Source organism: Sphaerotilus uruguayifluvii, assembly GCF_013294065.1.
GTDB classification, from domain to species: Bacteria; Pseudomonadota; Gammaproteobacteria; order Burkholderiales; family Burkholderiaceae_C; genus Sphaerotilus; species Sphaerotilus uruguayifluvii.
In genome coordinates this window covers 33,342-56,407 of the sequence record NZ_JABSNM010000019.1, presented here as the reverse complement: position 1 = coordinate 56,407, position 23,066 = coordinate 33,342, and the positions used below count along the sequence as shown (strand labels likewise).

Below are 23,066 nucleotides of genomic sequence, written 5' to 3'. Positions count from 1 at the left end.
CTCGGGGGTCTGCGACATTCAGCGGCGGGCGGCGTCGAGGCAGTTGCCGACGTTCCAGCCGTAGAGCCATTCCAGCGCGTCCTGGAAGCGCTCGGGCGAGCGGCCGCGCCACAGGTCGTTGCGCACCAGGCGCTCGACGCCCCGGGCGTGATAGAGGCGCCCCATCTCGCGGCTGGAGAGCACGATGCGCGCGGTGCGCGCGACGCGGGCGCGCTGGTAGAGGTCGAGCGCGCGCGGCCAGTCGGTGCTGCTCCCGTCGGCGCATTCGCGCAGCGCCTCGCCCAGCGTCACCGCGTCCTCCATCGCCATGCAGGCGCCCTGCGCCAGGTACTGCGTCGTCGGGTGCGCCGCGTCGCCCAGCAGCGTGACGCGGCCGAAGCTCCACTGCGCGATCGGCTCGCGGTCGGCGGTGGCCCAGCGCTTCCAGGACTTCGGCAGGTCGATGAGCTGGCGTGCCTTCGGGCTGATGCCCTGGAAGTAGCTCTGCACCTCTTCCTTGCTGCCCTCGCGCACGCCCCACTGCTCGGTCTCGCGGCTGTGGAAGGTGACGACGACGTTGTACTGCTCGCCGCCGCGCAGCGGGTAATGCACCAGATGGCAGTTCGGCCCGACCCAGATGCTGGCGGCGTTCCAGCGCAGTGCCTCGGGAAAGTCGGCCCGGTCGACCACCGCGCGGTAGACGACATGGCCGGTCACCCGCGCCGCGTCGCCCACGAACTGCTGGCGCACCACCGACTTGACGCCATCGGCGCCGATCAGCGCCACGCCGCGCCAGCAGCGGCCGTCCTGCGCGATCACGCTCACGCCGGTCTCGTCCTGCTCGACCCGCTCGACCCGGGTCGAGGTGTGGACGTCGACCCGGCCGCTGGCCTGCGCCCCCTCCAGCAGCGAGAGGTGCACGTCGGCACGGTGGATGACCGCATAGGGGTTGCCGAAGCGCGCGCGGAAGGCCTCGTCGGTGGGAATGCGGCCGACCAGCGTCTCGTCGACCGCGTCGTGCATCACCATGCAGTCGGTGTAGACCGCCCGCGCCCGCGCCTGCGGGCCGACGCCCAGCGCATCGAAGGCGGCAAAGGCATTCGGCCCGAGCTGGATGCCGGCGCCGATCTCGCCGATCTCCGCGGCCTGCTCCAGCACCGTGACCCGGAAGCCGCGCCGGGTCAGCGCCAGCGCCGCCGCCAGCCCGCCGATGCCGCCGCCGGCCACCAGCACGGTGTCCTGGCGCGCGTCTGCACCGGAAGAACGAGTTTCAGCCATCGAAGTCTCCTCGTCAGCACGCATATCATCAGCATGCTGACGATCAGTGTAATGCTAGGATCCGGTGTTCCCGTTCGCGTGAAAACCCTCAGCCGATGTCCGATTCCGCCCCGTCATTCCTGTCGCCGCCGCTGACGCTCGACGGCCTGCCGGGCCATGACATCCGGCGGCTGCACCAGATCTCGGTGGCGATCTTCATGCAGGAGACCGAGGCCTTCGGCGTGACGCCGGTGCAGTACGCGGCGCTGCAGGCGGTGGGCCACCAGCCCGGCATGGACCAGCGCACGCTGGCGCGCACCATCGGCTTCGACACCTCGACCATCGCCGGAGTGATCGACCGGCTGGAGGCGCGCGGACTGATGCAGCGCAACGCCTCGGCGCAGGACCGCCGGGTGCGGCTGCTGACGCTGACCGAGGCCGGCGGCGCGCTGCTGGCCGCGCTGGTGCCGGCGATGCTGCAGGCGCAGCAGCGCATCCTCTCGCCGCTGCCCGAGACCGAGCGGGGCGAATTCATGCGCATGCTGGCGGTGCTGATCGCCGGCCACCGCACGGTCGAGGACACGCCCGGCGCAGGCTGACCCCGTGCGCGGCGCTCAGGCCGCCGCCGGCAGCGGCCGCTCGACGACGACGAAGTGCTTGCGCACCGTCTCGATCACCTCGAACGAGCCCTCGAAGCCGCCCGGAATCACCGCGCCCTGCCCGGCCTGCACCTCGGTGGCGGTGCCGCGCGCGGCGTCATGCAGCCGCAGCCGGCCCTCGAGCACGAAGAAATACTCGTCCTTGTGCGGCGGGAAGACGATGCGCCAGTGCCCCGGCTCGCAGGTCCAGACGCCGGCGCTCAGGTCGCCCTGCGGCGCCTCGAAGGCGGTCCAGGTCTCGCGGCGCGGGCAGCCTGACAGGCGCCGGTCGACGCGCGGGTGATCCACCGCCGGCGCGGTGGCCGGGTGGTTGTCGATCAGGACGATGGCGGGAGGGCAGGCGGGTGCGGGAGCAGTCATGGGCGGCGAGTATGCCGCCGGCCTCACACCCGCTCGATCACCATCGCGATGCCCTGGCCCACGCCGATGCACATCGTGCACAGCGCGTAGCGGCCCTGGATGCGGTGCAGCTGGTTCATCGCGGTGGTCACCAGCCGCGCGCCGCTGGCGCCCAGCGGATGGCCCAGCGCGATGGCGCCGCCGTTCGGATTGACCCGCGCGTCGTCGTCGGCCAGACCCAGGTCGCGCAGCACCGCCAGGCCCTGCGCCGCGAAGGCCTCGTTCAGTTCGATCACGTCCATCTGCGCCAGCGTCAGGCCGGTGAGCGCCAGCACCTTGCGCACCGCCGGCGCCGGGCCGAAGCCCATGATGCGCGGCGCCAGCCCCGCGGTGGCCATGCCCACCACCCGCGCGCGCGGCGTCAGGCCGTGGCGGGCGGCCGCCGCCTCGCTGGCCAGCAGCAGCGCACACGCCCCGTCGTTCACGCCCGAGGCGTTGCCCGCGGTCACCGTGCCCTCCGGCCGCACCACGCCCTTGAGCCGCGCCAGCGACTCCAGGCTGGTGTCGCGCGGATGCTCGTCCTTCGCGACGACGACCGGGTCGCCCTTCTTCTGCGCGATCGTGACCGGACAGATCTCCGCGTCGAAGAAGCCCGCCTGCTGCGCGCGCACCGCGTTCTGCTGCGAGCGCAGCGCCATGCGGTCCTGCGCCTCGCGCTCGATGCCGAACTGCTCGGCGACGTTCTCGGCCGTCTCCGGCATCGAGTCCACGCCGTACTGCGCCTTCATCAGCCGGTTGACGAAACGCCAGCCGATCGTCGTGTCGTAGACCGCGTTGCTGCGGCTGAAGGCCGATTCCGCCTTGGGCATGACGAAGGGCGCGCGGCTCATGCTCTCGACGCCGCCGGCAATCATCAGCCCGGCCTCGCCGGCGCGGATCGCCCGCGCGGCCGAGCCCACCGCGTCCAGCCCCGAGCCGCACAGCCGGTTGATCGTCGCGCCCGGCACCTCCACCGGCAGCCCGGCCAGCAGCGCCGACATGCGCGCGACGTTGCGGTTGTCCTCGCCGGCCTGGTTGGCGCAGCCGTAGAGCACGTCGTCGACCGCGGCCCAGTCGACGGCGGGATGGCGCGCCATCAGCGCCCGGATCGGGATCGCGCCCAGGTCGTCGGTGCGCACGCTGGAGAGCGCGCCGCCATAGCGGCCGAAGGGGGTGCGGATGGCGTCGCAGAGGTAGGCGTGGGTCATGGCGGAGCGCAGCCGGGAGGCCGCTCAGGATCGGTTGAGGTCGAACAGGCTGGTCGCCTCGAGGTCGAGCACCTCGCGGCCGGCCTGGTTGAAGAGCTGCCAGCGCCAGCGCAGCAGGCCCAGGTGCGGCTGGCTGGACGAGCGGCGCACCTGCAGCACGGTCGCGCGCACGCTCAGCGCGTCGCCCGGGCGCACCGGATGCGGCCACTTCACGTAGGCCAGCCCCGGCGAGGCATAGGACTCGGAGCCCGCCAGCACCGCGTCGGCGATCAGCCGCATCGCGATGCCGCAGGTCTGCCAGCCGCTGGCGATCAGGCCCTGGAAGGGCCCGGCGTCGGCGGCCTCCGGATCGGTATGGAACCACTGCGGATCCCAGTCGCGCGCGAAGCGCAGCAGCTCGTCCTGGGTCAGCACATGGGGCCCGGCCTCGAGGACCTGGCCGACATGGAACTCGGCGAACTTCATGCAGCATCTCCCGTCTGTCGTGCCCAGACCTGCCGGCGCAGCCACGGGCTGACGCGGTAGCGCTCGCCGCGGTGGTGCGCGTCGAGCGCGTCCAGCAGCGCCACCACCTCGGACGCCCGCCAGGCGGCCAGCCACTCGAAGGGCCCGGCCGGATAGTTGACGCCGAGCTTCATCGCCGCGTCCGCGCCCTCGGGCGTGCACACGCCCTGCAGCACCGCGTCGGCGGCCTCGTTGATCAGCATCGCCAGCGTGCGCGCCACCACCAGGCCCGGCACATCCGCCAGCGGCAGCGGCGCAAAGCCCAGCGCCGCCAGCCAGGCCGGCGCCTGCGCACGCCAGGCGGGCGAGGCGCCCTCGGCCAGCGCCCAGGCCAGCGCAGTGCCGGGCGCGACCGGCAGCCGCACCGGCCGGTCGAACAGCGCGACCTCGCGGCAGCCGGTCTCGGCCGCCACCTGCGAGGCCGGGCGGCCGTCGGTCAGCATCAGCCGCGCGCCGTCGATCTCCAGCCCGGTCCAGCCGCTGTCGGTCACGCGCGCCGGGCCCCAGCCCTGGTCGGCCAGCGCGGCGGTGGCGGCCTGCGCCAGCGCGTCGGCGATCGGGCCCTGGCCATGCACCGTGACGGCGCCGGCGGTGTCGGGCGCGCCGTGGACCGCCACCGGCAGCGCCGTGCCCTCGTCCGGATAGACGTAGAAGCCGCGGCCCGACTTGCGCCCGAGCAGGCCGCCGTCGACCAGCTCGCGCTGCACCAGCGAGGGCATGAAGCGCTTGTCGAAGAAGTTGGCCTCGAAGACCGACTGCGTCACCGAGAAGTTGGTGTCGTGGCCGATCAGGTCCATCAGCTCGCACGGGCCCATGCGGAAGCCCGCCGCGCGCAGGCAGGCGTCGAGCACCGCCGGTGTGGCCGCCTGCTCCAGCAGCAGCGCCAGCGTCTCGGCGTAATACGGCCGCGCGATGCGGTTGACGATGAAGCCGGGCGTGGACTTGGCGTGCACTGGCGTCTTGCCCCAGGCGGCGGACAGCGCAGAGATCGCCTCGGCCACCGCCGGCGCGGTCTGCAGGCCGCTGACCACCTCGACCAGCTTCATCAGCGGCACCGGGTTGAAGAAGTGCATGCCGACCAGCCGCTCCGGGCGCGCCAGCCCGTTGGCGATGGCGGTCACCGAGATCGACGAGGTGTTGGTCGCCAGCACGCAGTCGGGCGCGACCAGGCCTTCCAGCTCGCGGAACAGCGCACGCTTCACGTCGAGCTTCTCGACGATGGCCTCGACCACCAGCCGCGCGCCCGCCGCCTCGGCCAGCGCGCCGACCGGCGTGATGCGCGCGAGCGTCTGCGTGACCGCCTCGGCGCTCAGCCGGCCCTTGGCGACCAGCGTGTCCAGACTCGCGGCGAGCCGGGCCTTGGCCTCGGCCGCGGCGCCTTCGCGCGCATCGTGCAGCCACACCGGATGGCCGGCCTGCGCCGCCACCTGCGCGATGCCGGCGCCCATGATGCCGGCACCGACCACCAGCAGCGGCGCGCCCTGCAGCGAGGGCGGGAAGGAAGAATCGCTTGCAGCGCTCATTGCGGCATCCAGTTCGGCGGGCGCTTGCCCAGGAAGGCGGCGAAGCCCTCGCGCGCCTCGTCGGTGCCGCGCACCCGGGCGATGGTCTGCGCGGTGAGCTCGCGCACCTCGGGCGTGATCGGGCCGACCTCGAGCTGCGCGAAGAGCTGCTTGATCTCGCGCTGCGCGCCAGGCCCGCCGGCCAGCAGCTCGTCGACCGCGCGGTCCACCGCCGCGTCCAGCGCATCCGGCGCCACCACCTGCTGCACCAGCCCGATGGCCAGCGCCTCGGCCGCGCCGATGCGGGTGGTCGTCAGCGCCAGCCGCCGGGCCTGGCGCTTGCCGACCGCGTTGGTCACATAGGGGCCGATGACCGCCGGCAGGATGCCGAACCGGGCCTCGCTGACCGCGAAGCTGGCGTTGTCGGCGGCGACCGCGAGGTCGCAGGCGCAGGCCAGGCCGACGCCGCCCCCCAGCGCCGCGCCCTGCACCCGCGCCACGGTCGGCTTCGGGCAGGCCTCGATGCGGGCCAGCATCCCGGCGAACCGGCGCGCATCGGCGACGTTCCAGTCGAGCGAGGCGGTGCTGGCGCGCTGCATCCACTGCAGGTCGGCGCCAGCGCTGAAATGCCGGCCCTCGCCGGCCAGCACGATGACGCGCACGCCCTCGTCCTCGGCCAGCTGCGCGAAGGCCGCGTCCAGCTCGGCGATCATCTGCTCGTCGAAGGCATTGAAGACCGCCGGGCGCGACATCGTGACCTGCGCGACGCCGGGGCGCGGTCGGCTCAGGGTCAGGGTCGGCGGGGGCGGCGCAGTCGTGTCGGGCATCGGGGCATCCTGGGCAGAGGCCGGATCGGTCTCGTGGGTCTTATTGTTAGACCGACCGGTCGGCTAATGAATACGGGATTTGCCGGAGATCAACGCCGGCTCGGCTCGGCACGCCCGCTCAGTAGGTCTCGAGGTGCAGCCGGCCTTCGCGCTTCAGCGCGGCGCCGACCGTGTCCCAGTCCAGCCCGGCCTGGGTGGCGATGTCGCGCAGCGCCAGCACCACGCCCTCCTCCATCGCCTTCAGGCCGCAGACGAAGAAGCAGGCGTCCGGGTCGGCCAGCAGCGCGGCCAGGTCGGCGGCGCGCTCGCGCATCGCGTCCTGCACGTAGCGGCGCGGCTGGCCGGCGACGCGGCTGAAGGCCAGCTCGATGTCGATGAAGTCGCGCGGCAGGTTCTGCAGCGGGCCGAAGTACGGCAGCTCCTCGGGCGTGCGCGCGCCGAAGAACAGCATCAGCCGGCCGCCCTCGAACTTGCCGCTGGCGCGCAGGCGCCGGCGCCATTCGGTCATCGCGCGCATCGGCGCCGAGCCGGTGCCGGTGCAGATCATGACGATGTGCGACTTCGGATGGTTGGGCATCAGGAAGCTGGCGCCGAAGGGCCCGATCACCTGCACCTTGTCGCCGACCTGCAGATCGCACATGTAGTTGCTGGCCACGCCGCGCACCGGGCGACCCTGGTGGTCCTCCAGCACGCGCTTGATGGTCAGCGACAGGTTGTTGTAGCCGGGCCGCTCGCCGTTGCGGGGACTCGCGATCGAGTACTGGCGGGCGTGGTGCGGCTTGCCGTGGGCATCGACGCCGGGCGGCACGATGCCGATCGACTGGCCTTCCAGCACCGGAAAGGGCATCGCGCCGAAGTCCAGCACGATGTGGTGGGTGTCGTAGTCGCGGCCGACCGCGGTGACGCGCACATTGCCGGTGACGGTCGCGGTGATCGTCTTCGTGGCGGCCTTCGGGCCGTAGAGGTGGGTGTAGGCATGCGCGGCCGACCACGGCGGCACGGTGGCGCCCCACTGCGCGCTGCCGAAGGCGGGCGTGCCGTCGACCGCGGCCGGCAGCGCAGGCGCCACCGGCTCGACCCCGGGCGCCGCGCCGGCCGCCACCCCGGCCTCGGCGAGCTGCTCGGGCGTCAGCTCGGCCGGCAGCTCGTCCCACAGCAGCTGCTCGGCCGGCGTGTAGGCCCGGGCGCGCGGCATCAGCCGCCAGTTGTCGATCGAGCCGGTCGGACAGGGCGGCACGCAGGCCATGCAGAGATTGCACTGGCCCGCGTCGACGACATAGTTGCGGTCGTCGTGCGTGATCGCACCCACCGGGCAGGTCGCCTCGCAGGTGTTGCAGCGGATGCAGATCTCGGGATCGATCAGGTGCTGCCGGATGACAGTCAGGTCAGCGATGTCGGCCATGTCCACGGCGGATCTCCAGCTCGGTTGTCCAGCTCAGTTGAAGCGCACGTACTCGAAATCGACCGGCTGGCGGTTGATGCCGATGACCGGCGGCGCGATCCAGTTGGCGAACTTGCCCGGCTCGACGACGCGGCCCATCAGGCTGGCGACGAAGGCGCGGTCGGCACCCGAGGGCAGCCACTCGTCGGCCTTGGCCTTCCACTCGGCCTCGGACACCACGCGGCCGTCCGGCGACACCTTGGCGCCCGACAGGCTGCCGATGTTGCGATGGAAGGCCTTGTGCGGCGTCTTCAGCCGGAACGGGATGCCGGCCTTCTCGATCACCTTGTTCCAGCGCTCGACGCCGGCCACCGAATCCTTGATGTAGTCGTCGCGCAGCACTTCGTTGAGCGCGTTGAGCATCGGCACCTCGCGCTCGACGAGCTGGCCGTTCTGCACGTTCAGCACGCGGTAGGTCTGGCCGCGCAGCTGGTGGTCGTCCATGCGCTTGCCCTCTTCGTAGCGGCCCTTCAGGCCGGTCGAGTAGAAGGTGGCGGCGTTGCTCGACTCGTCGGCGCCGAAGAGGTCGATCGTCACCGAGAAGTGGAAGTTCAGGTAGCGCTGGATCGTCGGCAGGTCGATCACGCCGGCGGCGCGCAGCTTGGCCGGGTCGTCGGTCTTCAGCTCGTTCATCACCTGGCAGGTGCGGTTGATGACGCGGCTGACGCCCGACTCGCCGACGAACATGTGGTGCGCTTCCTCCGTCAGCATGAACTTCGTGGTCCGCGCCAGCGGATCGAAGCTCGACTCGGCCAGCGCGCAGAGCTGGAACTTGCCGTCGCGGTCGGTGAAGTAGGTGAACATGAAGAACGACAGCCAGTCGGGCGTCTCTTCGTTGAAGGCTTCCAGGATGCGCGGGTTGTCCTTCTGGCCCGAGCGGCGCTCCAGCAGCGCCTCGCCTTCTTCGCGGCCGTCGCGGCCGAAGTACTTGTGCAGCAGGTAGACCATCGCCCAGAGGTGGCGGCCCTCTTCCACGTTCACCTGGAACAGGTTGCGCAGGTCGTACTGGCTGGGCGCGGTCAGGCCGAGGTGGCGCTGCTGCTCGACCGAGGCCGGCTCGGTGTCGCCCTGGGTCACGATGATGCGGCGCAGGTTGGCGCGGTATTCGCCGGGCACGTCCTGCCAGGCGTCCTCGCCCTTGTGGTCGCCGAAGTGGATCTTGCGGTCGGCCTCGGCCGGATTCAGGAAGATGCCCCAGCGGTAGTCGGGCATCTTGACGTGGCCGAACTGCGCCCAGCCCTGCGGATCGACGCTGACCGCGGTGCGCAGGTAGACGTCGAAGTTCTGCGAGCCGTCCGGGCCCATGTCGGCCCACCAGTCGAGGTAGTTGGGCTGCCACTGCTCCAGCGCGCGCTTGAGCGTGCGGTCCTCGGCGAGGTTGACGTTGTTGGGGATCTTCTCGCTGTAGTCGATGCTGCTCATGTCAGGACTCCTGGGCTGCCGTCATTCCCGCGAAAGCGGGAACCCACGAGGGGCAGACGACGGTGACGACGGTGACGGGGGTGGGTTCCCGCTTTCGCGGGAATGACGGAGGGGAAGGACTGATTCAGACGCGGTTCCAGTCGAAGGCGGCCTTGTCGCCCTTGCCGTAGACCTTCAGCGCGCCCTTCTCGCCGACGGCGTTCGGGCGCTGGAAGATCCAGTTCTGCCAAGCGGTGAGGCGGCCGAAGACGCGGGTGACCATGTTCTCGACGCCGTTGAAGCGCAGGTTGGCCTCCATGCCGGTCAGCGCGTCCGGGCTCATCGCCACGCGTTCCTCGATGGCGATGCGGGTCTCGTCGGCCCAGTCGATGTCGTCCGGGTTGGAGGTCACCAGGCCGAGCCCGAAGGCCGCATCGGCGTCGAGCGGCTGGCCGATCGCGGCGCGCACCGCGGCCATCGACGCGGCCTCGTCATAGAAGCGGCGCGCCAGGCGGCTCTGGTCGGTGGCCATCGGGTAGAGGCCGAAGTTGACCTCGCCGACGGTGATCTTCGGCGCGGCGGCCTCGTCGTCCGGCAGCGCCAGGTGGTAGCTGCGGTCGCAGGCCAGCGCCAGCTCCAGGAAGGTGCCGGCGAAGCACGAACCCGGCTCGATCAGCGCGAACAGGCTGCGCGAGGAGACATCCAGGCGGCTGAGCGTGCGGCGCAGCAGGCCGGTCGTCTCGCGCACCAGCCAGTGGCCCTGGTGCGCCAGCAGCGTGGCGTCCATCGCCTGCACCGCCGCCGCGTCGCCCTGGGTCTTGATCAGCCAGGTGCCGATCTCCAGCTCGTTGGTGCGCATCGACAGGATGGCGTCCTCCAGCTCGCGCGCCAGCACCAGCGGATACCAGGCCGCGCCAGCGGCCTCGATGCCGGCGACGTCCGTCGGCTGCGCGCCGCTCGGCGCCTTCACCGTCCAGGTGGCGACGCGGCGGGCGCGGTCGATCTCGACGGTGACCTGGCTGTAGCGCAGCGCGTCGGCCTCGACCGTGCGGTCCAGCGGCGTCAGCTCGACGCCCTTGGCCTCGGCCGGGCGATCGCTCTGCGCGGCGAGCTGCAGCGCGCGCTCCTGCACGCGGGCGGCGAACTGCGCCGGCTTGGCGATGTCGTCGACCAGGCGCCAGTCCTTGGCCTTCTGGCCGCGCACGCCCTCGTTGGTGGTGCAGAAGATGTCGGCCAGATCATGGCGCACGCGGCGCTTGTCGGTCACGCGGGTCAGGCCGCCGGTGCCCGGCAGCACGCCCAGCAGCGGCACCTCCGGCAGCGACACCGCCGACGAGCGGTCGTCGACCAGGATGATCTCGTCGCAGGCCAGCGCGAGTTCATAGCCGCCGCCGGCGCAGGCGCCGTTCACCGCAGCCAGGAACTTCAGGCCCGAATGCTTCGACGAGTCCTCGAAGCCGTTGCGGGTCTCGTTGGTGAACTTGCAGAAGTTGACCTTCCAGGCGTGGCTGGAGACCCCGAGCATGAAGATGTTGGCGCCCGAGCAGAACACCTTCTCCTTCGCGCTGGTGACGATCACCGTGCGCACCTCCGGGTGCTCGAAGCGGATGCGCTGCACCGCGTCGTTGAGCTCGATGTCGACGCCGAGGTCGTAGCTGTTGAGCTTGAGCTTGTAGCCGGGACGCAGGCCGGCGTTCTCGTCAAAGTCGGCCGACAGCGTCGCGACCGCGCCCTCGAACGACAGCTTCCAGTGACGGTAGCGCGACGGATGGGTCTGGTAGTCGACGGCAGCGGGGGCGACGGGAACAGCGGTCTGGGTCATCGGAGTCTCCTGGCGGGACGCACGATCGTGCATTCGGTGAGCGGATGAAATGCATCATAGTGCCTGTCTTGAGGTGACGCAAATGCAATCCGGTTCATGTGCCGGAGATGACGCCAGAAATCAGGGAAAGTCCGGAGCCGGCGGGCTGACCAGGCGGCACCGCCGCCCGCGACTCAGGCCGGGACCGCAGCCAGAGTGCCGCGCGACCGCCAGCGGCTTGCCGGCAGCTCGACCAGATGCCAGCTCAGCCAGCCCAGGCCGGCGGCGATCGCCAGCGTCAGCGGCACCAGCATCCAGGGCGAGGCGCCGGGCAGATGGCGGATGAGCAGGTTCTGCACCGGCCAGGCATAGAGGTAGAGGCCGTAGGACAGGTCGGTGCCGCTGCCGATGCGCGACAGCCGCCGGGAATGCACCTTCAGCGCAAACCAGAAGATCAGGTAGCCGCCCAGCGGTGCCAGGGCCAGCTCGGCCCAGCGCGGCTGGCCCAGCGCCAGCAGCAGCGCGCCCGCCGCGACGAGCGCGCCGCGGTGGTCCAGGCGGATGCGGTCGGCGTGCAGGCGGAAGACCGCGCCGGCGCAGAACATGCCGAGCAGGCGGGCGTTGTCCTGCGGCGTTCCGATGATCTTGGCCAGCGTCGGCGGCAGCTCGATGCCCGGCTGCAGGCCGGTGGTGCCCAGCACCAGCAGCGCCAGCGCCAGCAGCGGCAGGCCGACGCGATGGCGCAGCATCCCGCTCAGCCCGAGCACGATCACCAGCAGATAGGCGTTGAACTCGTAGGGAATCGTCCAGACGCTGACGTTGAGCGCGGGATAGTGCTGCCCGACGAACGAGCCCTTCACGAAGGGCCCGTGCAGCAGCACGATGCGCGCCAGATGCTCGGCCAGCTGGCCCGGCACCAGCGCCGAGCGCAGGTCGCCCCCGGCCAGCGGCGCCGCCACCAGCACCGTCACCAGGTAGGCGGCGACGAAGCCCGGGAAGATGCGCAGCACCCGCTTGTGCAGGTAGCCGGCGATGCTGCCCGAGCGCAGGTAGCTGTGCGGGATCAGGTAGCCGCTGATCAGGAAGAAGGCATCGACCGCCAGGTCGCCGCACGACAGCCGCCCGCCCGACAGCCAGGTCAGCGGCTCGCGATGGCGGTCACCGTCGAGGGCCTCCGGCACATGCGCGAAGACCACGAGGGCCGCGAAGAACAGGCGCAAGGCCCCGAAATTGTTGGCGCCGGCCGGCGAAGAAGGCCCTGGATTCATGTCTTTCTCCCTGAAGCGCTCCCGCGAAAGCAGGAGCAGCAGGAAAAATAGACAAACTGAACCCCGGCTGCACCACTGACCCAGGGGGGACGGCGCGGCCTCAGCGTGCCGGATCAGGCTCCAGCACCTGCATCACCCGGGCCTGCAGCAGCGCGAAGGTCGCTTCCAGGTCCTGGGCGCTGGTGTCGAGCGCGAGGTCGGCCTTCTCGTAGAAGGCGGAGCGGCCGGCGAGGATGCGGCGCAGGTCGTCCATCGCCTCGCGGCTGGCCGCCATCGGGCGCAGGTCACCCTGGGCGGCGACGCGGTTCATGTGGTCCTCGGGCGTGGCCTGCAGCCACACGGTGGTGCAGTGGTTCAGCAGCAGGTTGAAGTTGGCTGCATCCGACACCAGCCCGCCCGGCGTGGCGATGACGACTTCCGGATAGATCTGGATCGCCTCTTCGAGCGCGCGGCGCTCGTAGCGGCGGTAGGCGTTGGTGCCGTAGAGGTTGTGGATCTCGCTGATGCTGCAGCCGGCGAAGGCCTCGATCTGGCGGCTCAGCTCGATGAAGGGGCAGCCCAGCGCGTCGGCCAGCATCTGGCCGAGCGTGGACTTGCCCGCGCCGCGCAGGCCGATCAGCGCGATGCAGCGGCTGCGCTGCGCCGGTGCCGCCGCCGCACCGTCGAACAGCCGCACCAGCGCCTCGCGCGCGCGGCGCAGGTCGGCCTCGCTGCGGTGCTCGAGCAGCTCGCGCAGCATCAGCCATTCCGGCGAGGCGGTGGTCATGTCGCCGATCAGCTCGGCCAGCGAGCACTGCAAGGCGCCCGCCACCTGCTGCAGCACCAGGATCGAGGCGTTGCCGATGCCGTACTCGAGGTTGGCCAGATGGCGCTCGGACACCTCGGACATCTGTGCCACCGCCTTGCGCGTCAGCCCGCGCCGGGCGCGCAGCTCGCGCACCCGCTCGCCCAGCGCGACCAGGAAGGGGTTCTTGGCCTCGCCGGCCTCGTCGGCGGCAAGGGCGGGGCCGGCATCGGAGCGGCCGGAATCGGGGCTGCGGGAGGTCTGCATCGCGCCTAGGGGAAACACCATGTATGCACTATATTGCTTGACACGGATCAGGGTGATAACTATCGTTTTCCAGAACGCACAATAGTGCATCTCACTGAAGCCGCCAATCCATCATGTCACAAGCCTCCTTCCGGGCCGCACTGAGCGAACTGGCTGCCGAGCTGGCCGGTCGGCCGCTCGACGACACGCTCGATGCCTGGCTGAACCTGCACCATGGTGCAGATTCCCCCACCTTCACCCGGCTGGCCGAGGCCATCCGCACCGGCGTGGCCGAGGGCTGGCTGTGCCAGCGCGAGGGCGGCGGCATCCGCTACGGCCGCATCTTCAAGGCCGCCGACGACCTGGCCGGCTGCTCGGTCGACGTGGTCGACATGGCCGACATCGCCGGCCCGCACCACCGCCATCCGCACGGCGAGATCGACCTGATCGTGCCGGTCGACGCCGGCGCCACCTTCGACGGCCGCGGTGCGGGCTGGTGCGTCTACGGCCCCGGCTCGGCGCACCGGCCGACCGTCGCGGGCGGGCGCGCCTTCGTGCTCTACCTGCTGCCGCAGGGCGCGATCGAGTTCACCGGAGCCGCCGCATGAGCGCGTCCACGATCGAGCTGCTGCCCAACCACCTCGGCGGCCAGCGGCATGTCGGCACCGGAGCCGGCACGACGCTGCTCGATCCGGTGCTCGGCGACGCGCTGGTGCGGGTCGACGCGACCGGCCTCGACCTGCCCGGCGGCTTCGAGCGCGTGCGCCGGCAGGGCGGCGCCGCGCTGCGCGCACTGACGTACCGCGAGCGCGCCGGTCTGCTCAAGGCCGTCGCCCAGGTGCTGCAGGCCGGCCGCGACGCCTACTTCGCCCTCTCCACCGCCAATTCGGGCACGGTGAAGAACGACTCCGCGGTGGACATCGACGGCGCGATCTACACGATCGGCGTCTACGCGAAGCTGGGCGAGGCGCTGGGCGACGCACGCGTGCTGGCCGACGGCGAGTTCGTCGCGCTGGCCAAGGGCGGCGCCTTCGGCAGCCGCCATGTGCAGGTGCCGACCCGCGGGCTGGCGCTGTGCATCAACGCCTTCAACTTCCCGTCGTGGGGCCTGTGGGAGAAGGCCGCGCCCGCGCTGCTCTCGGGCGTGCCGGTGGTGGTCAAGCCGGCCACCGCGACCGCGTGGCTGACGCAGCGCATGGTGCAGGACGTGATCGACGCCGGCGTGCTGCCGGCCGGCGCGCTCAACGTGGTCTGCGGCAGCTCGGCCGGGCTGCTGGATGCGCTGCAGCCCTTCGACGGGCTGAGCTTCACCGGCTCGGCCGACACCGCCGCGCTGCTGCGCCGCCACCCGGCGGTGGCCGAGCGCTCGGTGCGGATCAACATCGAGGCCGACAGCGTCAACTCGGCCCTCTTGATGCCGGGCGCCACGCCGGGCAGCGCCGCCTTCGAGCTGCTGGTCAAGGAAGTCGCCCGCGAGATGACGCAGAAGTCGGGCCAGAAATGCACCGCGATCCGCCGCGTGCTGGTGCCCGAGGCGCTCTACGGCGCGGCGGCCGAGGCGATCGGCGCGCGGCTGGCCCGGGTCACGGTGGGCAACCCGCGCAACGAGTCGGTGCGCATGGGCGCGCTGGTCAGCCGGGCGCAGTTCGACGCGGTGCAGGCCGGCATCGCGCAGCTCCAGGGCGTGGCCGAGACGCTGCACGACGGCCGCGGCGCCGCGCTGGTCGATGCCGATCCGGCGGTGGCCGCCTGCGTCGCGCCAGTGCTGCTGGGTTCGCGCGACCCGGACCAGCACGCGCTGCTGCACACCACCGAGGTCTTCGGTCCGGTCGCCACGCTGATGCCCTACCGCGACCTCGACCATGCCCGTGCGCTGGTCGCCCGCGGCGAAGGCTCGCTGGCCTGCTCGCTGTACGGCGAGGACGACGACGCGGCCGCCGACGCGCTGGCCGCCACCGCGCTCGACCTGGCGGCCGTGCATGGCCGCGTGCATGTCGTGACGCCGGCGGTGGCCGCGCTGCACACCGGCCACGGCAACGTCATGCCGCAGTCGCTGCACGGCGGCCCGGGCCGCGCCGGCGGCGGCGAGGAGCTGGGCGGCCTGCGTGCGCTGAACTTCCATCACCGGCGCGCCGCCGTGCAGGCCGCGCCGACCGTGCTGTCGCGGCTGACCCCGCCGACGCCGCCTGCCGCCTGATCCAGGAGACCCGCCATGAGCGACCTCACCGACCTGCCCGTCGCCGCGCCCGGCGCGGACTTCAACTTCGCCCAGCACCTGCTCGCGCTCAATGCCGGCCGGCCGGACAAGGCGGCCTTCGTCGACGATCTCGGCACCCTCACCTTCCGCGCGCTCGACGAGCGGGTGCGCCGCCTGGCCAGCGGCCTGCGCGGGCTGGGCATCAAGCGGGAAGAGCGCGTGCTGCTGCTGATGCAGGACGTGAACGACTGGCCGGTGAGCTTTCTCGGCGCGATGCATGCCGGCATCGTGCCGGTGGCGGTCAACACGCTGCTGACCGCCGACGACTACGCCTACATGCTCGAGCACTCGCGGGCGCAGGCGGTGCTGGTGTCGGGCGCGCTGCTGCCGACGCTCAACGCCGCGCTGGTCAAGTCGGACCACGAGGTGGGCCGGGTGATCGTGTCGCGGCCGGTGGCGCCGCTGCATCCGTCCGAGGTCGAGCTCGAGGCCTTCCTGGCCGCGCACGCGCCGGCGCAGAAGGCGGCGGCCACCGGGCCGGACGCGCCCGGCTTCTGGCTCTATTCCTCCGGCTCGACCGGCCGTCCCAAGGGCACGGTGCACTCGCACGGCAACCCCTACTGGACCGCCGAGCTCTACGGCCGCGCGGTGCTGGGCCTGCGCGAGGACGACGTGTGCTTCTCCGCCGCCAAGCTCTTCTTCGCCTACGGGCTGGGCAACGCGCTGAGCTTCCCGCTCAGCGTGGGCGCGACGACGATCCTGATGGCGGATCGGCCGACGCCGGAGGCGGTGTTCCAGCGCTGGCTCGGCGGCACGGGCGGCGTGCGTCCGAGCGTCTTCTTCGGCGCGCCGACCGGCTACGCGGGCATGCTCGCGCATCCGAAGCTGCCGGCGCGCGAGGCGGTGGCGCTGCGCCTGGCCTCGTCGGCGGGCGAGGCGCTGCCGGCCGAGCTGGGCGAGCGCTTCAGGGCCCGCTTCGGCGTCGACATCGTCGACGGCATCGGCTCGACCGAGATGCTGCACATCTTCCTGAGCAACCGCCCCGGCGACGTGCGCTACGGCACCACCGGCCGGCCGGTGCCGGGCTACCGGGTCGAGCTGCGCGGCGACGACGGCCGCGAGGTGCCCGAGGGCGAGCCCGGCGACCTCTACATCCAGGGCCCGAGCGCCGCGATGATGTACTGGGGCAACCGCGAGAAGACCCGCGAGACCTTCCAGGGCGGCTGGACCAAGAGCGGCGACAAGTACGTGCGCAACGCCGACGGCACCTACACCTACGGCGGCCGCTCCGACGACATGCTGAAAGTCAGCGGCATCTACGTCAGCCCCTTCGAGGTCGAGGCCACGCTGGTGCAGCACCCGGCGGTGCTGGAGGCGGCGGTCATCGGCGTGGAGGACGCAGAAGGGCTGACCAAGACCAAGGCCTTCGTGATCCTGAAGGAGCCGCACGGCGCCACCGAGGCCGAGCTGAAGGCCTTCGTGAAGGACCGGCTCGCGCCCTACAAGTACCCGCGCCAGATCGAGTTCGTCGACGAGCTGCCCAAGACCGCCACCGGCAAGATCCAGCGCTTCCGGCTGCGCGAGCGCGAGCGTGCGCAGGCACAGACGCAGGCCCGCGCCTCGACCTGAGCCCGGACGCCGCGCCATGGACGCCACCGGATTCGTCACGCTCGCGCCCGCCGGCCGGCCGGTGCAGATCGAGTGGGCGCGCATCGACGCGCCGGCGGGCGCCCCGGCGCGCGCGCCGCTGGTCTTCCTGCACGAAGGCCTGGGCTCGCTGTCGCTGTGGCGCGACTTCCCGGCGCGGCTGTGCGCCGCGCTGGGCCGCGCCGGCTGGGTGTACTCGCGCCCGGGCTACGGCCGCTCGACGCCGCGCCCGCCGGACGAGCGCTGGCAGCCCGACTTCATGCACCGCCAGGCGCGCGAGCTGCTGCCAGCGCTGCTCGACGCGCTGGGCGAGGCCGGGCCCTGCGTGCTGTTCGGCCACAGCGACGGCGGCTCGATCGCGCTGCTGCATGCCGCCGCACACCCCGAGCGGGTCGCCGCGCTGGTGGTGGCCGCGCCGCACCTCTTCGTCGAGGACCTGACGATCGAGAGCATCCGCCAGGCCCGCGTCGCCTACGAGAGCACCGACCTGCGCGCCCGGCTGGCCCGCCACCACGCCGATCCCGACTCGGCCTTCTTCGGCTGGAACGACATCTGGCTCGACCCGGCCTTCCGCGACTGGAACCTCGAGGCGGAAGTGGCCCGCATCACCTGCCCGGTGCTGGCGGTGCAGGGCGAGGACGACGAGTACGGAACGATGGCGCAGATCGAGCGCATCGCCGCGCTGCGCCCGTCGCAGCGCACCGAGCTGCTGAAGCTGCCGTCCTGCGGCCACAGCCCGCACCGCGACCAGCCGCAAACCCTGATCGACGCGACCTGCAACTTCCTGCACCGTCACGTCGGCTGACGACACGACGAGGAGACACGCGATGAACACGCCCCACGGATCGAAGCGCCTCGCGCGCACGCTGCTGCTGGCCGCGACGCTGGCCGGCGCCGCCGGCGCGGCCGGTGCGCAGGACCGCATCAAGGTCGGCTTCATGCTGCCCTACACCGGCACCTACGCCGCGCTGGGCACGGCGATCGAGAACGGCTTCCGCCAGTACGTCGACGAGCAGGGCGGCAGGCTCGGCGGCAAGGCCGTCGAGTTCGTGAAGGTGGACGACGAGTCCGATCCGGCCAAGGCGGCCGACAACGCCAGCAAGCTGGTCAAGCGCGACAACGTCGACGTGATGGTCGGCACGGTGCACTCGGGTGTCGCGATGGCGATGGCCAAGGTCGCCAAGGACAGCAACACGCTGCTGATCGTGCCCAACGCCGGCGCGGACGCGATCACCGGCCCGCTGTGCGCGCCCAACATCTTCCGCTCCTCGTTCTCGAACTGGCAGCCCGGCTTCGCGATGGGCAAGGTCGCCGCCGACAGGAAGATCAAGACGGCGGTGACGCTGACCTGGAAGTACGCGGCCGGAGACGAGTCGGTCAAGGGCTTCAAGGAGGGCTTCGAGGCCGGCGGCGGCAAGGTGGTCAAGGAGCTGAACCTGCCCTTCCCCAATGTCGAGTTCCAGGCGCTTCTGACCGAGGTGGCCGCGCTCAAGCCGGATGCGGTCTACGTGTTCTTCGCCGGCGGCGGCGCGGTCAAGTTCGTCAAGGACTGGGCGGCGGCCGGGCTGGGCAGCAGCATCCGGCTGATCGGCGCAGGCTTCCTGACCGACGGCACGCTCGAGGCGCAGGGCGACGCCGCCAAGGGCCTGCTGACCACGCTGCACTACGCCGACGACCTGGCGAACCCGAAGGACAAGGCCTTCCGGCTGCAGTACGCCAAGACCTACAAGCTGCAGCCCGATGTCTACGCGGTGCAGGGCTACGACGCGGCGCAGATGCTGGCCGCCGGCGTCAACGCGGTCAAGGGCGACATGAAGCAGCGCGACGCGCTGGTCAAGGCCATCGAGAGCACGAAGATCGACAGCCCGCGCGGCGCCTTCACGCTCAGCCGGGCGCACAACCCGGTGCAGGACATCTACCTGCGCGAGGTCGGCGGCAAGGTGAACCGCAACATCGGCGTGGCGGCCAAGGGGCTGGCCGATCCGGCGCGCGGCTGCAAGCTCTGATCCCGGGTCCGGCCCTCGTCGTGGACCCCCGCCTGCGCGGGGATGACGGAGAAGGACCGGGCGTCATCCCCGCGCAGGCGGGGACCCACGCACCGCACGCACGTCCCCCATGGACCTCACCACCTTCCTCATCCAGTGCCTCAACAGCGTGCAGTACGGCCTGCTGCTGTTCCTGGTGGCCTCGGGGCTGACGCTGATCTTCGGGATCATGGGCGTGATCAATCTCGCCCACGGCAGCTTCTACATGATCGGCGCCTACATGGCCTTCGCGCTCAGCTCGCTGCTGGGCAGCCTGCCGCTGGCGCTGCTGGTCGGCACCCTGCTGGCGGTGGCCTTCGGCTACCTGCTCGAATGGGCCTTCTTCAGCTTTCTCTACGAGCGCGAGCACCTGCAGCAGGTGCTGATGACCTACGGGCTGATCCTCGTCTTCGAGGAGCTGCGCAGCCTGCTGGTGGGCGACGAGGTGCACGGCGTGGCGATGCCCGAGCTGCTGGCGGGCTCGATCGCCATCGGCAACGGCATGACCTATCCGGTCTACCGGCTGTTCGTCTCGGGCGTGTGCCTGGCGCTGGCGCTCGGCATGTACCTGCTGATCAGCAGGACGCGCCTGGGCATGATGGTGCGCGCCGGCGCCACCAACCGCGAGATGGTGCAGTCGCTCGGGATCAACATCACGCTGCTGTACCGCATCGTGTTCGCGGTCGGCGTGGCGCTGGCGGTGTTCGCCGGGATGATCGCGGCGCCCATGTCCTCGGTCTATCCGGGCATGGGCGGACAGGTGCTGATCGTGTGCTTCGTGGTGGTGGTGATCGGCGGCATCGGCTCGGTCAAGGGCGCGCTGGTGGCGGCGCTGCTGATCGGCGTCGTCGACACCTTCGGCAAGGTGCTCTGGCAGGAAGGTGCCGGCGCGCTGGTCTACGTGCTGATGGCGGCCATCCTGCTGTGGCGCCCGGCCGGTCTGTTCAAGGCAGGGTGATCCGGCGATGGACAAGCATTCCTCCCTCCTCGTGCGCCCGGTGCGCGCCTGGCTGCTCGTGCTGGCGCTGCTGGCGGTGTTTCCGCTGCTGCCCGAGCCGATCGGCAGCAAGTTCCATGTCGAGCTGCTGTCGAAGGTGATGATCATGGCGATCTTCGCCGCGAGCCTGCAGCTGCTGGTCGGCATCACCGGGCTGGTCAGCCTGGGCCATGCGGCCTTCTTCGGCTTCGGCGCCTACGCGGTGGCGATGCTCGCGCCGATGTCGGAGGCCGGCAACGGCTGGCTGATGCTGGCCGCGGCGGTCGGCGGCGCCGGGCTGCTGGCGCTGCTCGTCGGCGCGCTGGTGATGCGCACCCAGGGCATCTACTTCATCATGGTCACGCTGGCCTTCGGGCAGCTGGTCTATTTCGTCTTCCACGACACCCGGATCGCCGGCGGCAGCGACGGCGCCTACATCTACTTCAAGCCAGACTTCTCGATCGCCGGCTGGCAGGCGATCGACCTGGAGAAGGCCGGCCACTTCCACGGCTTCGTGCTGGCCGGGCTGGCGCTGACGCTGGCGGTGCTGGGGCTGGTGCTGCGCTCGCGCTTCGGACATGCGCTGGCCGGCATCCGCCACAACGAGCAGCGCATGCGCGCCGCCGGCTACCCGACGCTGCTGTACAAGCTCGGCGCCTTCGTGCTGGCGGGCATGCTCGCCGGGCTGGGCGGCTTCCTGTACGCGGCGCAGTACGGCTTCGTGACGCCGGAGATCCTGTCCTGGCACTACAGCGGCAACGCGCTGGTGATGATCATTCTCGGCGGACTGGGCAGCCTCGGCGGCGCGGTGGCGGGGGCGTTTGCCTTCGTGCTGCTCTCGGAGGGCTTCTCCGCGCTGACCCGGCACTGGCAGCTGCTGTTCGGCGGCTTCATCATCCTGGCGGTGGCGCTGCTGCCGCAGGGCCTGGCAGGCCTGCGCCTGCGCCGGCCCCGCCGCGCGCGGCCGACCCCGACCGCCACCGACACCCCGCGGGAGCGCCACGCATGAACCCCAGCCCGAACCCGGTCCTGTTCGAGGCGCGCGGCCTGTCGCGCCAGTTCGGCGCGCTGCGCGCGGTCAGCGACGTGTCGCTGGCGCTGTCCGAGGGCGAGATCCACGCCGTCATCGGCACCAACGGCGCCGGCAAGTCGACGCTGATCAACCTGCTCTCCGGCGAGCTCGCGCCCAGCAGCGGCGCGGTCCTGCTCGGCGGCACGGACGTGACGCGCTGGCCGCAGCCGAAGCTCGCGCATGCCGGCATCGGCCGCAGCTACCAGCGCAACACCATCTTCCTGCCGCTGAGCGTGTTCGAGAACTGCCGCCTGGCCGCGCAGGCCCGCGTGCAGCGGCCCTGGGCCTGGTGGGAGGCGGCGCAGGCCTGCCGCACCAGCGTCGAGCGTGCTCGCAGCGCGATCGAGCGTGCCGGCCTGGCGGCGCTGGCCGAGCGCCAGGCCGCCAGCCTCTCGCACGGCCAGAAGCGCCAGCTCGAGATCGCGATGTGCCTGGCCACCGAGCCGCGCGTGCTGCTGCTCGACGAGCCGCTGGCCGGCATGGGCCCGGAGGAATCGCAGCGCATGCTCGAGCTGCTGCGCTCGCTGAAGACGGGCCATGCCCTGCTGCTGGTCGAGCACGACATGGACGCGGTGTTCGCGGTCGCCGACCGCATCACCGTGATGGTCAACGGCGCGGTCATCGCCACAGGCACGCCCGACGCGGTGCGCAGCAACCGCGACGTGCAGGCCGCCTACCTGGGAGGCCACTGAGATGACGACATTCCCGGACGCGCCGATCCTCGACGCGCAGGACCTGCAGGCCTGGTACGGCAGCAGCCACATCCTGCACGGCATCGACTTCCGCCTCGAGCGCGGCGAGACCGTCGGCCTGCTCGGCCGCAACGGCATGGGCAAGTCGACGCTGATCCGCACGCTGCTGGGCCATGTGCGCCAGCGCCAGGGCCGCATCCAGGTCGCCGGCCGGGACCTGTCGAAAGGCCTGCCGCACCAGGCCGCGCGGCTCGGCGTGGCCTACGTGCCCGAGGGCCGCGGCATCTTCCCGACGCTCACCGTGCGCGAGAACCTGCTCATGGCCGCCCGCGCCGGCACCGCCGGCCAGCAGGACTGGACCTTCGAGCGCGTGATGGCGACCTTCCCGCGCCTGTCCGAGCGGCTGACGAACCTGGGCCACCAGCTCTCGGGCGGCGAGCAGCAGATGCTCTCCATCGGCCGCGCGCTGATGACCAATCCCGACGCCATCATCCTGGACGAGGCCACCGAGGGTCTGGCGCCGCTGATCGTCGCCGAGATCTGGCGCGTCATCGCCGAGATCCGCCGCACCGGCATCGCCACGCTGATCGTCGACCGCGACTACCGCAAGGTCTGCGACCAGTCGGACCGGCTGGTCGTGCTGCAGAAGGGCCGCGTCGTGCTGGCCGGCGAGGCCGCCGCGCTGCGCGACAGCCCGGCGCTGGCCGCTTGCCTGGGCGTGTAGCGCCGCCGATCCGGCCCGCCCCGCCCGGACGGGCCGCCCGGCTCCCGGCCAGAAGCGGCAAAGACGGCCCGGGATGTGCAGCTCGGGATCAGGCCCCCCGCGAATGCAGGAACCCGACTTGGTACCAGGCAGATCCGGATCATGACAGCATCCGGTCTTCGCGACAGGACGAAGACCATGCAGTACTTTCTCGACATCCTGATGGGGGCCTACCTCGGCATCGGCCTGACGCTGGTCTTCCGCGGTCCGCTGAGCGAGCTGATCGGCGACGCCGTCCAGGAGGCTCAGGTCCTGCGCGCGATGCAGCCGGCCGGCGAGCGGCCGCTGCCGCGCGCCGCCGTCTCGGCGCTGATTCTCGGCACGCTCACGGTGCTCCTGTGGCCCTGCCTGTGGCCGACGGCAGTGTGCCGGCGCGAGCATCTGGCCAGCCGCTTCGCCGGCCTGTCGACCTTCGGCGACTGAACCGGCCGGACCCGCAC

22 protein-coding genes are annotated in these 23,066 nt (G+C 71.5%); 11 read left to right on the top strand and 11 right to left on the bottom strand.

Annotation, left to right across the window (positions count from 1 at the left end; translation table 11 throughout):
• Positions 1 to 18: 18 nt before the first annotated feature.
• On the bottom strand, positions 19 to 1,257 hold the full coding sequence (locus HNQ01_RS17815; RefSeq protein ID WP_173806823.1) for a 3-hydroxybenzoate 6-monooxygenase: 1,239 nt from the start codon (positions 1,255 to 1,257) through the stop codon (positions 19 to 21).
• A 95-nt stretch (positions 1,258 to 1,352) separates the two neighbouring features.
• On the opposite strand from HNQ01_RS17815, the gene HNQ01_RS17810 reads away from it, so the two are divergent.
• Positions 1,353 to 1,835 (top strand): MarR family winged helix-turn-helix transcriptional regulator, encoded by a 483-nt coding sequence (locus HNQ01_RS17810; RefSeq protein WP_173806822.1) that lies wholly within the window; start codon positions 1,353 to 1,355, stop codon positions 1,833 to 1,835.
• Between the two features lie 15 nt (positions 1,836 to 1,850).
• On the opposite strand, the gene HNQ01_RS17805 is transcribed toward HNQ01_RS17810, so the two are convergent.
• The 10 genes from HNQ01_RS17805 to HNQ01_RS17760 all read right to left on the bottom strand — a co-directional run bounded on the left by HNQ01_RS17805 (position 1,851) and on the right by HNQ01_RS17760 (position 13,276).
• The gene (locus HNQ01_RS17805; RefSeq protein WP_173806820.1) at positions 1,851 to 2,255 is read right to left on the bottom strand and encodes a cupin domain-containing protein; all 405 of its coding nucleotides are present in this window, start codon (positions 2,253 to 2,255) and stop codon (positions 1,851 to 1,853) included.
• A gap of 23 nt (positions 2,256 to 2,278) precedes the next feature.
• Positions 2,279 to 3,481 (bottom strand): 3-oxoadipyl-CoA thiolase, encoded by a 1,203-nt coding sequence (pcaF, locus tag HNQ01_RS17800; protein WP_173806818.1) that lies wholly within the window; start codon positions 3,479 to 3,481, stop codon positions 2,279 to 2,281.
• A 24-nt stretch (positions 3,482 to 3,505) separates the two neighbouring features.
• Positions 3,506 to 3,946 carry a MaoC family dehydratase gene (locus tag HNQ01_RS17795; protein ID WP_173806816.1) on the bottom strand — a complete coding sequence of 147 codons (441 nt, stop codon included), beginning with the start codon at positions 3,944 to 3,946 and terminating at the stop codon, positions 3,506 to 3,508.
• Positions 3,943 to 5,508, bottom strand: a complete 1,566-nt coding sequence (locus HNQ01_RS17790; protein ID WP_173806814.1) for a 3-hydroxyacyl-CoA dehydrogenase — start codon at positions 5,506 to 5,508, stop codon at positions 3,943 to 3,945. The genes HNQ01_RS17795 and HNQ01_RS17790 overlap by 4 nt, the downstream gene beginning before the upstream one ends.
• Complete coding sequence (locus HNQ01_RS17785) at positions 5,505 to 6,314, bottom strand: enoyl-CoA hydratase-related protein (protein WP_173806812.1); 810 nt, start codon at positions 6,312 to 6,314, stop codon at positions 5,505 to 5,507. Before HNQ01_RS17785 ends, HNQ01_RS17790 begins: the two co-directional genes overlap by 4 nt.
• 118 nt (positions 6,315 to 6,432) lie before the next feature.
• Positions 6,433 to 7,716, bottom strand: a complete 1,284-nt coding sequence (gene boxA, locus HNQ01_RS17780) for a benzoyl-CoA 2,3-epoxidase subunit BoxA (RefSeq protein WP_173806885.1) — start codon at positions 7,714 to 7,716, stop codon at positions 6,433 to 6,435.
• A gap of 33 nt (positions 7,717 to 7,749) precedes the next feature.
• Positions 7,750 to 9,177: a benzoyl-CoA 2,3-epoxidase subunit BoxB gene (gene boxB, locus HNQ01_RS17775; RefSeq protein WP_173806810.1), complete on the bottom strand. Its 1,428-nt coding sequence runs from the start codon at positions 9,175 to 9,177 to the stop codon at positions 7,750 to 7,752.
• A gap of 124 nt (positions 9,178 to 9,301) precedes the next feature.
• On the bottom strand, positions 9,302 to 10,978 hold the full coding sequence (gene boxC / locus HNQ01_RS17770; RefSeq protein WP_217427602.1) for a 2,3-epoxybenzoyl-CoA dihydrolase: 1,677 nt from the start codon (positions 10,976 to 10,978) through the stop codon (positions 9,302 to 9,304).
• 173 nt (positions 10,979 to 11,151) lie between these two features.
• Positions 11,152 to 12,225: an acyltransferase family protein gene (locus HNQ01_RS17765; RefSeq protein ID WP_173806806.1), complete on the bottom strand. Its 1,074-nt coding sequence runs from the start codon at positions 12,223 to 12,225 to the stop codon at positions 11,152 to 11,154.
• Between the two features lie 100 nt (positions 12,226 to 12,325).
• A complete protein-coding gene (locus HNQ01_RS17760; RefSeq protein WP_286180935.1) occupies positions 12,326 to 13,276 on the bottom strand; it encodes a helix-turn-helix transcriptional regulator in 951 nt (316 codons plus the stop codon).
• Positions 13,277 to 13,389: 113 nt separating this feature from the next.
• Between HNQ01_RS17760 and HNQ01_RS17755 the strand changes: the two genes are divergently transcribed.
• From HNQ01_RS17755 to HNQ01_RS17710, 10 genes are all read left to right on the top strand, one after another.
• Positions 13,390 to 13,863 carry a 4-hydroxylaminobenzoate lyase gene (locus tag HNQ01_RS17755; RefSeq protein ID WP_173806802.1) on the top strand — a complete coding sequence of 158 codons (474 nt, stop codon included), beginning with the start codon at positions 13,390 to 13,392 and terminating at the stop codon, positions 13,861 to 13,863.
• Positions 13,860 to 15,452, top strand: a complete 1,593-nt coding sequence (locus tag HNQ01_RS17750) for a 3,4-dehydroadipyl-CoA semialdehyde dehydrogenase (protein WP_173806800.1) — start codon at positions 13,860 to 13,862, stop codon at positions 15,450 to 15,452. The genes HNQ01_RS17755 and HNQ01_RS17750 overlap by 4 nt, the downstream gene beginning before the upstream one ends.
• A gap of 15 nt (positions 15,453 to 15,467) precedes the next feature.
• The gene (locus HNQ01_RS17745; protein ID WP_173806798.1) at positions 15,468 to 17,081 is read left to right on the top strand and encodes a benzoate-CoA ligase family protein; all 1,614 of its coding nucleotides are present in this window, start codon (positions 15,468 to 15,470) and stop codon (positions 17,079 to 17,081) included.
• A gap of 16 nt (positions 17,082 to 17,097) precedes the next feature.
• A complete protein-coding gene (locus tag HNQ01_RS17740) occupies positions 17,098 to 17,904 on the top strand; it encodes an alpha/beta fold hydrolase (protein WP_173806796.1) in 807 nt (268 codons plus the stop codon).
• Between the two features lie 22 nt (positions 17,905 to 17,926).
• Positions 17,927 to 19,105 carry an ABC transporter substrate-binding protein gene (locus tag HNQ01_RS17735; protein ID WP_173806794.1) on the top strand — a complete coding sequence of 393 codons (1,179 nt, stop codon included), beginning with the start codon at positions 17,927 to 17,929 and terminating at the stop codon, positions 19,103 to 19,105.
• Between the two features lie 109 nt (positions 19,106 to 19,214).
• Positions 19,215 to 20,081 carry a branched-chain amino acid ABC transporter permease gene (locus tag HNQ01_RS17730; RefSeq protein WP_173806792.1) on the top strand — a complete coding sequence of 289 codons (867 nt, stop codon included), beginning with the start codon at positions 19,215 to 19,217 and terminating at the stop codon, positions 20,079 to 20,081.
• Between the two features lie 7 nt (positions 20,082 to 20,088).
• Complete coding sequence (locus tag HNQ01_RS17725) at positions 20,089 to 21,108, top strand: branched-chain amino acid ABC transporter permease (protein ID WP_173806790.1); 1,020 nt, start codon at positions 20,089 to 20,091, stop codon at positions 21,106 to 21,108.
• Complete coding sequence (locus HNQ01_RS17720; RefSeq protein ID WP_173806789.1) at positions 21,105 to 21,863, top strand: ABC transporter ATP-binding protein; 759 nt, start codon at positions 21,105 to 21,107, stop codon at positions 21,861 to 21,863. Before HNQ01_RS17725 ends, HNQ01_RS17720 begins: the two co-directional genes overlap by 4 nt.
• Before the next feature lies 1 nt (position 21,864).
• Positions 21,865 to 22,587 carry an ABC transporter ATP-binding protein gene (locus HNQ01_RS17715; RefSeq protein WP_173806787.1) on the top strand — a complete coding sequence of 241 codons (723 nt, stop codon included), beginning with the start codon at positions 21,865 to 21,867 and terminating at the stop codon, positions 22,585 to 22,587.
• A gap of 177 nt (positions 22,588 to 22,764) precedes the next feature.
• Entirely contained in the window at positions 22,765 to 23,049 is a 285-nt protein-coding gene (locus HNQ01_RS17710) for a hypothetical protein (protein WP_173806785.1), read from the top strand.
• The last annotated feature ends 17 nt before the right edge of the window (positions 23,050 to 23,066 follow it).